The 13,516-nt window shown below is 41.1% G+C and carries 10 protein-coding genes; 9 read left to right on the top strand and 1 reads right to left on the bottom strand.

What is annotated here, in order from left to right:
- Nucleotides 1–33 precede the first annotated feature (33 nt).
- Nucleotides 34–1,035 carry an SH3 domain-containing protein gene (locus BM146_RS15115; RefSeq protein ID WP_143087506.1) on the top strand — a complete coding sequence of 334 codons (1,002 nt, stop codon included), beginning with the start codon at nucleotides 34–36 and terminating at the stop codon, nucleotides 1,033–1,035.
- Between the two features lie 64 nt (nucleotides 1,036–1,099).
- Here the strand turns inward: BM146_RS15115 and BM146_RS15120 are convergent, their stop codons facing one another.
- On the bottom strand, nucleotides 1,100–3,709 hold the full coding sequence (locus BM146_RS15120; RefSeq protein WP_074890836.1) for a translation factor GTPase family protein: 2,610 nt from the start codon (nucleotides 3,707–3,709) through the stop codon (nucleotides 1,100–1,102).
- Nucleotides 3,710–3,884: 175 nt separating this feature from the next.
- Between BM146_RS15120 and BM146_RS15125 the strand changes: the two genes are divergently transcribed.
- The 8 genes from BM146_RS15125 to BM146_RS15160 all read left to right on the top strand — a co-directional run bounded on the left by BM146_RS15125 (nucleotide 3,885) and on the right by BM146_RS15160 (nucleotide 13,419).
- Nucleotides 3,885–4,262 carry a GntR family transcriptional regulator gene (locus BM146_RS15125; protein ID WP_074890838.1) on the top strand — a complete coding sequence of 126 codons (378 nt, stop codon included), beginning with the start codon at nucleotides 3,885–3,887 and terminating at the stop codon, nucleotides 4,260–4,262.
- A gap of 17 nt (nucleotides 4,263–4,279) precedes the next feature.
- Nucleotides 4,280–6,865 carry an ATP-dependent Clp protease ATP-binding subunit gene (locus BM146_RS15130; protein WP_074890862.1) on the top strand — a complete coding sequence of 862 codons (2,586 nt, stop codon included), beginning with the start codon at nucleotides 4,280–4,282 and terminating at the stop codon, nucleotides 6,863–6,865.
- 82 nt (nucleotides 6,866–6,947) lie between these two features.
- Nucleotides 6,948–7,358, top strand: a complete 411-nt coding sequence (locus tag BM146_RS15135) for an endosialidase (RefSeq protein WP_074890840.1) — start codon at nucleotides 6,948–6,950, stop codon at nucleotides 7,356–7,358.
- A gap of 58 nt (nucleotides 7,359–7,416) precedes the next feature.
- Nucleotides 7,417–8,799, top strand: a complete 1,383-nt coding sequence (gene radA / locus BM146_RS15140; protein WP_074890842.1) for a DNA repair protein RadA — start codon at nucleotides 7,417–7,419, stop codon at nucleotides 8,797–8,799.
- Between the two features lie 143 nt (nucleotides 8,800–8,942).
- Nucleotides 8,943–11,036 carry a hypothetical protein gene (locus BM146_RS15145; RefSeq protein WP_074890845.1) on the top strand — a complete coding sequence of 698 codons (2,094 nt, stop codon included), beginning with the start codon at nucleotides 8,943–8,945 and terminating at the stop codon, nucleotides 11,034–11,036.
- A gap of 82 nt (nucleotides 11,037–11,118) precedes the next feature.
- The gene (locus BM146_RS15150) at nucleotides 11,119–12,042 is read left to right on the top strand and encodes a hypothetical protein (RefSeq protein WP_074890848.1); all 924 of its coding nucleotides are present in this window, start codon (nucleotides 11,119–11,121) and stop codon (nucleotides 12,040–12,042) included.
- Nucleotides 12,043–12,048: 6 nt separating this feature from the next.
- Nucleotides 12,049–13,026 carry a transglutaminase domain-containing protein gene (locus BM146_RS15155; protein ID WP_074890850.1) on the top strand — a complete coding sequence of 326 codons (978 nt, stop codon included), beginning with the start codon at nucleotides 12,049–12,051 and terminating at the stop codon, nucleotides 13,024–13,026.
- An 18-nt stretch (nucleotides 13,027–13,044) separates the two neighbouring features.
- On the top strand, nucleotides 13,045–13,419 hold the full coding sequence (locus tag BM146_RS15160; protein ID WP_074890853.1) for a hypothetical protein: 375 nt from the start codon (nucleotides 13,045–13,047) through the stop codon (nucleotides 13,417–13,419).
- Nucleotides 13,420–13,516: the final 97 nt, after the last annotated feature.

A 13,516-nucleotide genomic window follows, 5' to 3' on the forward strand; every position in this document is an offset into this window, starting at 1 on the left:
ACAAGTTGTTACGACTATTGTAAAATTTGTGTCATGTTTAAGAAGAAAAAAAATAAAAACCAAATAATCTTAGGTTCTTTTGCTGCGGCATTTTCAGTAGTTGCGCTTGCGGGACTTATTGCTGATAAGCATATTGCGACTGTTGAGGCTGCTCAAAATGAGAACACATTAGTTGCAGGTGAAGTCTTAAACGTCCAGATTGATGAAGCTCTTGGAGAGGATGAACTTGCCGGTGCGGCTGTTACTGAAACAGTGGATATTGTTGCGGCTACAGAAGCTTCTATAGAGGCTTCTTCAGAAGAAGTGATAGAGGAAGTGCGGCCTTATACAGTAACAGTCTATGAAAGCCCACTTATCATGTATGCAGGTGCTACCATTAATGTCAGAAGTGGTGCCGGAACGGATTATACCAAACTTGGAAGGATTACTTGGGGAAGTGAGCTTACGGTCCTGGGGGTTACTGATAATAATTGGTATGAGATATCCTATGGTGATGGAACCGCTTTTATTAGTGGCGACTATGTGACTTCTGAACTTCCAAGTGTTCCGTATCTTTTTGTAGGAGATTCCAGAACAGTTCAGCTTAAGAATGCTGTAGGAACTACGGACAAGGCATATGTTGCCAAAGTCGGTGAGGGATATAGTTGGTTTAAGAACACTGCTCTTTCAGAAATACAGGAGTACGCAGGCAATGGAACCACGATGATCATTAATTTTGGTGTTAATGACCTGGCCAATGCATCTAAATACATTAGCCTTATAAATAGCTATATTGATGTTTGGGATGCAGCGGGAATAACAGTTTATTATTCATCAGTAACACCTGTTGGAAACTGCAATTCTGTATCCAATGCGCAGATTGAGAGCTTCAATGCCCAGTTACAGTCAGAGCTTGACCCAAGAATCAAGTGGATTGATAGTTACTCATATCTCACGCAGACAGGTTTTAGCACACCTGATGGTCTTCATTATGACAAGAACACTTACAAGAATCTTTACTCATATTACATGTCTGTAGTAGCAACAGATGTGTAAATGAGAGCGATTATAAGAGAACGCTAGAATAAAATAAAAAAGTGCCGCAGGCACTTTTTTATTTCTATCTTTTCGAGGCGATACTCTCTGAGATGAGAATATTGGTTCTTTCTATTTCATCCCAAAAGTCTCTGGCAGAAAGCCTATAGGCTCCGCTGCTAAGAACAATCACCTGTTCTATGGCATCAGAAGTGGCAACAGTCACTTTGTACTTCTTGCTTATCTCGTGAGCAGCCTTTTCTATATATTGATCCGCAGTTTCAGCTTCTTTTGTGTAGACAATCAAAAGACCGCTCATTTCCTCTGTATGTTCTTTTCCTCCGGCGACTTTGTAGGCGTCAAACACAACAATCACCTGCTCACGGCGAAAACCCTGGAAATTTATCAGTATGTCTATAAGCTTATCTCTTGCAGCCTTTAAGTCAGTTTTGGCAAGGTCAGACAAATCAGATGAAGCATATATGATGTTGTAACCATCCACAAGAAGGTATTCCTTATTTGCCTCGTTTTTTATGGATGATGCAGTGTTCTGGTGTTTCTCTTTTTTGGCTGCTTCAAGATCATAGTCCCTGTTGTCATTTTCAGGAGTATCCGCCTGATTTAAAGAATCATAGGTAACTGAAGTTTCCACATACCTTGGCGTAATCTTTCCATAAGTTCTTTCGAATATTGCCTTTAATTCTTCTTCTGAATTTTTATATTTTACAAACTCCTTTTCTATGACGTCAGCAGTTCTTTTTTTAGGGAAAAGACCTGAATCCACATGCATTTTTTCAGGAGCTTCGTCCCAGGGAATTATTACTGAGCTTCCGTGAGAACAAAACACTGAGGATGAAGGATTATCAAGATCAAGCTCGGGATCATATCCAAAGCTTTCTATTATTTCCTCTTCATTGTGGCATGGCTCATATCCCTTGAATGTAGTAAAAATCTGGCCTTCGCCTCTTGTATAGGAAGAAAGCTCTGATGCATAGTCAAGAAAGCAGGCAGCAGGAACGGTGCCTGTGATGATAGCCTTTTCACCAATTATATCAGGAAGGGAGGAAGTTCCGCTCATGCGCTGTATATCGGTAAGTGCTCTTCCTACAGCATCTGACGGAATCTCAAGCCTGTACTCCAGAACGGGCTCAAGAAGAACTGACTTTGCACTCATAAGTCCCTGTCTTACTGCTCGGTAGGTTGCTTGTCTGAAGTCACCGCCTTCAGTGTGCTTTTCATGAGCTTTCCCGGCGATAAGTGTTATCTTGATGTCGGTGATCTCGGATCCTGTGAGAACACCTAAGTATTTTTTCTCCTGCAGGTGAGTGAGAATGAGTCTTTGCCAGTTTAGTGAAAGCTTATCGGTACTACATTTGGTGGCAAAAGAAATACCACTTCCCGGAGCACCTGGCTCAAGGAGTAAGTGTACCTCAGCATAGTGACGCAACGGTTCAAAATGACCAACACCTTCAACTTTATTGGTAATAGTTTCTTTATAGACAATGTGCCCGGGGCCGAAGTCTATATCTGTCCCAAATCGCTGCTTTACAATGTGTTTCAGAACTTCTTTTTGAACTTCACCCATTACCTTAATCTCGATTATCTGGGCTTTGTCGTTGAAGCTAAGCTGGAGAGTCGGATCCTCCTCTTCCAGCACCTTTAGTTCTTTGTAAAATGCGATTGAATCCTTTCCATCCGGTAAAAGAACTGAGCAGGAGAGGATGGGCTGTATAATGCTATCTGCCAATGATTCAGCAGATGAACCGATTATTTCACCGGGCAGAGCAGAAGATAAGCCGGTAACAGCACAAATCTGACCTGCGACAGCTTTGGCGGCAGTGTCATACTTTTCGCCGGAGTAGAAACGAATCTGCTCAATCTTTTCATCGCCTAGTATTGCTTTAGTTGCAAGAGAACCGCTGATAATCTTAATGTGAGTCAATCTGTTTCCGCTTGAGTCTCTGCTTATTTTAAATACCTTTGCAGAAAAGGCATCGTTTTCATCATATTCTTTTACAGGGGCAAAAGAGGAGATAAGAGAAAGAAAATTCTCTATACCCTCCATTTTAAGAGCACTTCCGAAAGCAATGGGAAAGCATTTTCTTTTTGAAATCAGCTCTTTTATCTGGTTGTCTGTGATCTCATTGCCATCAAGAAAAGCATTAAGGAGTTCCTCATCGCATACAGCTATTTCTTCCTGAAATTCAGGAGAAGTAAGATCACAACTAAAATTGATGCAGTTGCTACTAAGGCTTGATTTTACCTCTTTTAACAGATTCTCTTTGTCACCATGATACTGATCCATTTTGTTTACGAAAATGAAAGTTGGTATGTGGTAGTAATCAAGAAGCTTCCATAAAGTCCTTGTCTGACCTGTTATACCGTCGGGAGCACTGATAAGAAGAACCGCCACATCGAGAACGGAAAGAGTTCTCTCCATCTCTGCCGAAAAATCAGCATGCCCCGGTGTATCTAAAAGCGTGAAATGATATCCACCGTACTCGAAGATTGCCTGCTTGGAGAAAATGGTTATTCCGCGGTCTCTCTCAAGGTCATAAGTATCAAGAAAAGTGTCCCTGTGGTCTACTCTTCCAATTTTTCGCAGAGCACCTGCAATATATAAAATGCCTTCTGAAATTGTTGTTTTTCCTGCATCCACGTGAGCCAGGATGCCAATAGTCATATTTTTATTCATAGGTACTATTATACGAATAAAACATGAAATCTTGAATATCAAATATTTGCTAAATTTGATATAAAAACCTTGTTACATCTTGCAAATAAGTCTTGAAAATAAGAGAATCTGCATATCGATTTGATTAATCTGTAGCATGTGTTATACTAAATATATCACAGATTAGGAGGCGTTTATGATCATAGAGATTGATTTTAATAGTGACGAAGCAATCTATATGCAGCTTTGCAATCAGATCATATTGGGTATAGCTACGTCTCAATTCCGCGAGGGAGAACAGCTTCCAAGTGTGCGCCAGCTTGCTGAGACAATAGGTATCAATATGCACACTGTTAACAAGGCATATTCAATACTTCAGCAGGAGGGATTTGTTAAGATTGACAGGAGACGTGGAGCTATTATTGCTATTGATATTGATAAGCTTCAGGCCCTTAGTGATGCTAAGTCAGAACTTGCGGTCGTACTTGCTAGAGCTATCTGTAAGGGGATCGGAAGGGATGATATTCACAAACTTGTAGATCAGCTTTATGACAACTACGAGAGAAATTCTTGAAGAAAGGAAGAAATGATATGGATTCAAAGTTCACCTTAATGGCGGCTGATGCACTTAAGCTTGCCAGGAAAACAGCCAGAAGCCTTAAACTTAATTATGTAGGTACTGAGCACATTCTCATGGGACTTATATTAGAAGATGGAAGTGTTGCTTCCAGAATCCTTATTGATAACGGTATCGACGAGAATCGCATGATGGATATGATAAAAGATCTTATCGTTCCCGATTCTACAGTCAGCACCCTTGATAAAGATGGCTTTTCTCCACGTGCGGAAAAAGTGCTTGAGGAAGCTCACAGACTTGCTGAGAGGTTCCACGCAGACAAGACAGGAACTGAGCATATTTTGCTTGCTCTTATAAAAGAGGGAGAGAATGTTGCAGTAAGACTCATCAGTACTCTTAATGTGCCTGCGCAGAAAATATATGCTGAGACTCTTGCAGCAATGGGAGAGGACCCCAATCTTGTAAAAGAAGACCTTGGAAGAAAAACAGCTCCCAAAAACGGCAAAAAGGCATCTATCCTTGCGCAGTACAGCAGAGATCTGACGGCACTTGCCACTGAAAATAAGCTCGATCCTGTAGTTGGGAGAGAAAGAGAAATAAAGAGAGTTATTCAGATTCTTAGCAGAAGGACCAAAAATAACCCTTGTCTTATCGGTGAGCCGGGTGTAGGTAAGACTGCTGTTGTAGAAGGACTTGCTCAGAGGATTGCTGCAGGTGAGGTGCCTTTAACAGTTCAGAACAAGCGTCTTGTTACCCTGGATCTTTCGGGCATGATTGCAGGCTCAAAATACAGAGGTGAGTTTGAGGAGCGTATTAAAAAAGTCATCAAAGAGGTTGCTGATGATGGAAATATCATTCTTTTTGTTGATGAGATGCACACTCTTATTGGTGCCGGTGGAGCAGAGGGAGCAATCGATGCTTCCAATATTTTAAAGCCTTCTCTTGCAAGAGGCGAGATTCAGATGATCGGTGCAACTACCATTACTGAGTATCGCAAGTATGTTGAAAAAGATGCTGCTTTGGAGAGAAGATTTCAGCCGGTCAACGTGGATGAACCTACCAAGGAAGAGGCTACAGAAATACTTAATGGCATTGTTAGTAAATACGAGGAGCATCACAAAGTTACCATAACTCCTGAGGCTATCAAGGCTGCAGTTGAGCTTTCTGAGAGATATATCAACGACAGAAATCTTCCGGATAAGGCAATTGACCTTATTGATGAGGCTGCATCAGCTGTAAGACTCAGGACCATGAGCGTATCCCCCAAGATAAAAGAGCTTGAGGAACTCATAAAGTCTTACGATGGCAAGATCGAAACTGCCCTTAAAGAGCAGGATTTCAAGGCAGCAGGTGAGTTTAACAAAGAGCAGAACGCTCTTATATCTAAGCTGAACAGAGCAAAGAATGCTGAAAAGAAAAAAGAAATGACATCTGCCTATGTTGTTAATGAGAATGATATAGCAGAGGTCGTAGCAGAATGGACCAGAATTCCTGTTAAGAAGATTGCAGAAAAAGAATCTGAAAAGCTTCTGAAACTTGAGTCTGTTCTTCATAAGAGAGTTATTGGTCAGGAGGATGCAGTTAAGGCTGTATCCAAGGCTATCAGAAGAGGCCGTGTAGGACTTCAGGATCCTAACAGACCAATCGGTTCATTCCTTTTCCTTGGACCGACAGGTGTAGGTAAGACAGAGCTTTCAAAGGCCCTTGCAGAGGCAATGTTTGGCGATGAGAATGCTCTTATCAGAGTAGATATGTCTGAGTACATGGAAAGTCACTCCGTATCCAAGATGATCGGATCACCTCCGGGATATGTGGGATTTGATGACGGCGGACAGCTCAGTGAGAAAGTCAGAAGACATCCATATTCAGTAATTCTTTTTGATGAGATTGAAAAGGCACATCCTGACATCTTTAATGTTCTTTTACAGGTTCTGGATGACGGACATATCACAGATTCCAAGGGCAGAAAAGTAAGCTTTAAGAACACTATCCTTATTATGACTTCTAATGTTGGAGCTCAGAAGATAGTTGATCCCAAAAAGCTTGGATTTGGTGCCGGTTCTGATGCCAAAAAGGACTATGAAGACATGAAGTCAGGAGTTATGGAAGAGGTTAAGCGTCTCTTTAAACCTGAGTTCATTAACAGAATAGATGAGATCATGGTATTCCATACTCTTAATGAAGAAGAGATGATGGATATTGTGACACTTCTTTCACAGAATTTAAGCAAACGTTGCAAGGATCAGATGGATATTAGTCTTACAATATCTCCTGCTGTTAAAAAATACCTTGTAACCAAGTATTCAGATGCCAAGATGGGTGCAAGACCTCTTAAGAGAGCTATTCAGCAGACTATTGAGGATGCAATGGCAGAAGAGCTTTTAAAGGGCAATATAAAGGCTGGAACAGATGTGACAGTTGGACTTAAGGATGACAAGATTGTTTTCACAACAGCTCAGGGAACTAAAACTTCAGTTAGGAAGGTCAGTGTCAAGACCACAAAGCCTTCAAAGTCATCCAAGACAAAAAGCACTGTAACAACTAAAAAACCTGCTAAAAAAACTGTAAAAAAGCCAGTGAAAAAAACTTCAAAAAAGTAACAAAATTTTAATTTTACATTAAGGTTCTATGACTTATAATGTTTTATAAGAAACGAGCTATATATTTTTAGGAGGTTTGGATATGGCTGTTGTTGAGCAGTTGATTCGTGCTGAAGAGGATGGAAGTATCAGTTTTGGTAACTATAAGCTTCCAGAGAAGAAGAAACTCGAAAATTTCGAGCATGGCGGAGACATCTATAAGGTAAAGACTTTTAAGGACATTACCAAGCTTGAAAGCAATGACAACTTCGTATATGAGTCCGTGCCAGGAACTACAGTTACTGAGTTTAAAGAGACTGAAAAAGGTGTAGAGTTTGCTGTTGAAGGTTCCAGTGATGCTCAGATTACCTTAGGACTTCTTGAAAAAACTGAATATAATGTGTTCGTAAATGGTGCTAGCATTGGTAAGATGACTACGAACGTAGGTGGTAAACTTAATTTGAGTGTTGAACTTTCTGAAGAAAAAGCAACACAGGTAAGAGTTGAAAGGTAAAAAATGCTTAGGGCTTTTCGAGAAAACTCGAAAGGCCCTTGTTTTTTTGGGAGGAGCTATGGCGACAAAAATAAAGACCGTATTTTTTTGTCAGAAATGTGGGTATGAATCATCCAAGTGGATGGGGCAGTGTCCCGGATGCAGAGAGTGGAATACATTTGTTGAGGAGACGGTTAAAGCAGCTTCAAAGGCGGTAAGCAGTGCGGCCAGAGGCTCGGCATTAACAAACGGAGAATATAAAAAGCCTCAGACACTGTCAGAAATAATTATGACAGATGAAGACCGCTTTGATACACATATAGGAGAGCTTAACAGAGTACTTGGTGGAGGACTTGTAAAGGGCTCTCTTATTCTTGTGGGAGGAGATCCGGGTATCGGTAAATCAACGCTTCTTTTACAAGTTGCTGGAAATCTTTCCGGAGATAAAAGAGATGTCCTCTATATTTCAGGTGAGGAATCCTTGAGACAGATAAAACTTCGCGCAAACAGGCTTGGAGATTTTTCTGACACATTGAAATTCATGTGTGAGACAAATCTTTCTAATATAGAAGAGGCTATAACCAGAGCGAAGCCACAGGTTCTTGTCATCGACTCAATCCAGACCATGTATAATGAAGATGTTTCTTCTGCGCCGGGAAGTGTTTCACAGGTAAGAGAGTCCACATCTGTTCTTCTTAGGATTGCCAAGAGTATGAATATATCGGTGTTTATTGTTGGACATGTGACCAAGGAAGGCCAGGTTGCCGGACCGAGAGTTTTGGAACACATGGTGGATACAGTTCTTTATTTTGAAGGAGACCGTCACGCATCCTATAGGATACTTCGGGCAGTAAAAAACAGATTTGGTTCCACCAATGAAATTGGTGTATTTGAAATGCAGGAAAAAGGTCTTATGGAAGTTACCAATCCATCAGAATTCATGTTGGATGGAAGACCTGTGAATGCCAGTGGCTCAATTGTTACCTGCTCTGTTGAAGGAACGCGTCCTATTCTGATTGAGATACAGGCTCTTGTGTGCAGGACTAATTTTGGTTTTCCTAGACGCCAGGCTAATGGAACAGACTACAACAGAGTTAACCTTCTTATGGCAGTTTTGGAAAAGCGGATAGGTTTACAGATGGCAGACTATGATGCTTATATAAATCTCGCCGGAGGAATGAAGATTGCAGAACCTTCTTTGGATCTAGGCATTTGCCTTGCTATTATTTCGAGCTTTAAAAATAAGCCCATCAGTGATGATACGATTGCATTTGGCGAAGTTGGCCTTTCGGGCGAGGTAAGGTCAGTCAATATGTCAGAAGCCCGTGTGCAGGAAGCAGAGAAGTTGGGATTTAAACGTTGCATCGTTCCAAAAGCTCTTGAAAAAAAGCTCAAGACAAGTTGCAAGGGAATCGAAATAATAGGTGTTTACTCGGTTAGCGATGCTATGGGGCTTATCTGAATGTAAATAGATTTTTTGGGCCGCTAAACAATATTTTACAAGATTATGATTGATTGTATGATTAGTCATCTGCTATATTTATGAAGGTGTGTTTTTAACAAGGTAAATTGTAAAAGCCTGTTGGCGATGACTGGAGAATTAAGGTGAAAGGATTAAATAAAGCTGTAGTATTCTGTTTGATAACGTTAATGGTAGTGATAGCCATATGTAGTAGTGGACTTGCTGCGTTTACGTCATATGCGGATGACGACAGCTTTGATGCAGCTTCAGGGTGTGACGCAGAAATAGTGACAGAAGAAGCTACAGATCTTTTTACTGAAGATTCGTATGAGGAACGGGAAACACTGTATTGTTCAACATATTTTTACATTCTTAATGGGATAGATTCTGATATCCCATATGAAATTTCGTCGTATCCATCATCTGACTATTCTGATGGTATATATAAGTTCGGTGCCGTAAACAGCTTTGATGAGATTGTTGGAGCTGATCTTGGTGAGGAACCTTTAGATGGAGAGATTTATTGTGACAATGAGATTTTGCAGACTCTGAACAAGGTTCCTTCTTTAGAGGAAATTCAATCGATTAGAAGCGATTTTGATCCTTCGATTCATTATATTCAGTGGTATGTTATCAAAAATATAGGCTCTAAAATGCATGTGGACGGAGTTATACGAACAAGAGAAATTGTAGAGCCTGTTCAAGACCCCGAGGAAGATCCTATTTCGGAAATATTAGACGATGCAGGAAAAGCTTATTCCGGCAGTTCAAAAGCGTCAACTGAGGTTTCGGACGAAGTCTCAAGTGAAGCTTCCGCAAGTTTGTCTTCATCTTCGGAAGAAAGTTCGGCAGCTGCATCTACAGTGGAGAAAACCTCGGAAGAAAGTTCAACGGTTGCATCTACAGTGGAGAAATCCTCGGAAGAAAGTTCGGCAGCTGCATCTACAGTGGAGAAAGCCTCGGAAGGAAGATCGGCAGCTGCATCTACAGTGGAAAAAACCACGGAAGAAAGTTCGGCAGCTGCATCTACAGTGGAGAAAACCTCGGAAGAAAGTTCAACGGTTGCATCTACAGTGGAGAAATCCTCGGAAGAAAGTTCGGCAGCTGCATCTACAGTGGAGAAAGCCTCGGAAGAAAGTTCGGCAGCTGCATCTACAGTGGAAAAATCCTCGGAAGAAAGTTCAATAGCTGCATCTACAGTGGAGAAAGCCTCGGAAGGAAGTTCAATAGCTGCATCTTCCATGGAGTCATCTTCAGCAGAAAGTTCTTCTGTTGACACAGAAGATGAAGAACCTGATATAACAATAGAGATTGAAACAATATGTAACAACCCGTTTGTTCCGGATGACGGAGAAGCTCATCTTGTAGGTGATGGATTTAAAATCAGGATTGTTGATGCAAAAGAGCCTGAGACATTAACAGAGAAAATCTATGATGCTTTTGGAAAGTTTCTAAAGTCAGATGTCATAACAGTTACAGCCTCTGATGGTAATGGTACAACCTTTAAATATAAAAATAGAGAATATTGGGTAAGTATTGATGCTGCCTATGCTTATGTAACAGCTAATGATATATCCGAAAAAGGACTGACGATTCCTTTTATTTTTGATGGAAAGACAATTGAACCGGAAGACATCAAGGTCGGGATTATTGATAAGTTTTCAGGCATGATCTCAGCATTAAAGAATGAGTCTTCAATTGAGATAAGAACTAAGCAGGCAACAGTTAATCCTCAAAATGTGATTACCATTGAAGCCGGAAGTACTGTTAAAAATGATGATGGAAACACGCTGACCAATGATAGCTACTCTATTATTGAGGGAAGTCTTAAAGACGGGCATTCCATATCAAAAGTAGTGTTCAATGGAAGCCAGACAGGCGTCGGGGAGAGCAGCAACGAGATAACATCTGTAATCATAGTGGATAGTGAAGGGCGTGATGTGTCTTCACAGTATATTGTAAATTGCCAAAATGGAAGGCTTGTTCTTGTTGATGCCGGGGATAATTCCGCTTCTGCAGACTATGAGGCGTCTACGGTTACATCAGGCAGCAGTGACAGTATATCTGAAAGTTCAGAGCCTTCATCATCTGTTCAGGGGGTAAGAATGTCAGCAACAAGTGATTGCAGCAAGAGTGTAGCAGTTAGGCTTATTATCATTTTAATTAGTGTGTTTTTGGGTGCTGTTATCTGCAGTTCCTTTAAAAAAAGAATTTTTCTTAAAAAGGTTAAAAAATAATATTAAATGTCGATAAGATAAGTGAGCATATTTTTAAAGACTTTAGTTTTGTGCGCACAAATGTGCGGGATGGAGAGAGAATATGATGCTTATCTTAAAAAAGGCATTGAGTGTTGTTTTGGCGGTTATAGCCGGAATTTTCATTATTGGATCAGACTTAAGTTCATTGACGGTCCAGGCTGCGGACGATCCGTACGTTGCCCTTTCCAAAGCCACAACTAAATATAATGGCGTAGATTATAAGAATGAGTATAACCCGCTTTATTACTATCTCAATTACCAGGATCTGCGAGATGCTTATGGTACTGATGCCAATAAGCTCATCGAGCACTGGGTTGTATTTGGTAAAAAAGAAAAGAGAGTTGCCAACAGGCTTATAGGTGACAGCACAGAGTATGTTGTACCGACAGGCGATACAGGAGTTGTTATAATTCCTAAGGCTAAGCATGGAAATGGCGGTATGACATATGATCAGGAGGTTATAGCCAGAAGCTATGCCAAACAGATTGCGGAAGGAATAAACAAGGCAATTGAAGCGGTGAATGCTTCAAAGTCTAGCAGTTCTTCCAAGAAGTCCAGCTCTTCAAGCAGCTCAAAAACGTCGGATAAGAATAAGGTAAAAGATATTGAGAAAGTTGCCTATGCGGCAGGCGTAATAAATGCGTATTGCGCGCAGGGAACATACACAACAGAGGGCACTATTTACAGAACGGCTTATGGAGTTTTTGTAGGCGGTGAGTATTCGTGTGCAGGTGCTACAAGGGCTCTTGGACTAGTTCTTGATTACCTGGGTATAACCTGGGTTCACAAAAATGCAAATACCTGGAATGATCAGTGGTGCCAGGTGATTGTGGATGGTAAGGAAGGCTATGCTGATGCTATAACTGCAAGTGCCGGATATGGTAAGCATCCAAATGAAGGTGGAAACACCAAAGATGCAGTGACTTATGCGAAGATCAGAAGCAAATTTGATGTGGCTTCTCAGAGGGCCAGAGCAACGGATTAATATGATATGGGGCTAAAAGAGATTTCTTTTTACAAAAGAATACTGGTAACAGTTCTTATACTGATGGAAGTGTTTATTGCGCTTCCGGTAAAGGTACGGGCAAGCGGGGTAACTTCGATTGATTCGGCGACATTTAGGGAAACACCTGACATAACTACGATCCATATAGGAAGTGATGTGACAGAAATTTCGCCTAATGCTTTCAGAGGGCTCATGGCTCTTAGATCTATAACAGTAAGTGAGAGCAATCCATTTTACTCTTCTTATTGTAATTGCCTCTACAATAAGGAAAAAACTGAGCTTTTGTGTTTCCCGGCGGCTCTTACCGGGGCGTATATACCGGAGACAGTTACATCTATAGGAAAAAATGCCTTGTATGGAGTGGCGGACAGTCTCAGGACAGAAATCAGGCACCTTGTTGAGGCGCAGGCTCAGAGCAATCTGATGGAGTGGCAGGTTCCCGGGGAACACTTTATTCATACGCCTTATGGCGTTAAGTGGAAGGATGCTGCAGGAAATACGGTGGAGCCTGACACAGATCTAAAAAAGCTCATTGCATCAGTTTTGGAGACAAGTACTACAGAATCGATGAGTCAGAGGCAGCAGCTTGAATATGCTTTTAATTATCTGGTAGATTCCGTTTCTTATGAGAGAAAGATGGATGTTCCAATAGGAAACTGGACGGGGAGTTATGCGACAGATATGCTTTTAAACGGCAAAGGTAACTGCTATGGATATGCGGCAGCTTTTGCGTATATAGCAAAGGGACTTGGGTTTGACTCAAGGGTATGCAGCGGAATGGTTCAGTCTTCGCTTGGCGGGAAAACGCCACACGCATGGACTGAAGTAAAGTTGGGAGACAAATGGTACATCTTTGATTCAGAGATGCAGGATGCAAAAGGGGAAGGGTATTATAAACAGACATATGACAGTTATCCGGCAAAGCCACTTGAAAAACAACTGACCTGGACTGTCTATTATTGAGAAAGAGGTTTACCTATTATGAGAAGATTTTCAGGTATATTTCTGGCAATTCCTATTACATTTGTTTTCATTTTCATGCTCAACATTATGCTATATACTACAGTTCCTTTTTATAGGGAGGCGTTAAATGGAGCACTTGGGAAAGAGGATATTCCTGTGGTGGAGGCCAGTAACGAGCCAGTGATATATGCAGATGAGATAACAGAAATAGAAGATGCAACTACTGCAACAGCAGAGGGAGTTACGGCCGTTGCTGTTACAGATAGCACGAAAGAAGATGCCGAAAAAGGGCCTGAGAAGGTAATAATTGATAAAGTGTATTATGAAGACTGTGGAACCGGTAAAGGTTACTGGGTAATCACTTATAACGATGGCAGTCGAATAGTTGAATAATCGTTACTGTTCAGACAGAAATGCGCACTAAGCTGCGCATTTCGTGAGAACTTGATACGGGAGTGAGCGCATTCCATCGACGAAGTCGATTTGGAAT

This window comes from Butyrivibrio proteoclasticus (genome assembly GCF_900115735.1).
GTDB classification, from domain to species: Bacteria; Bacillota; Clostridia; order Lachnospirales; family Lachnospiraceae; genus Butyrivibrio; species Butyrivibrio proteoclasticus_B.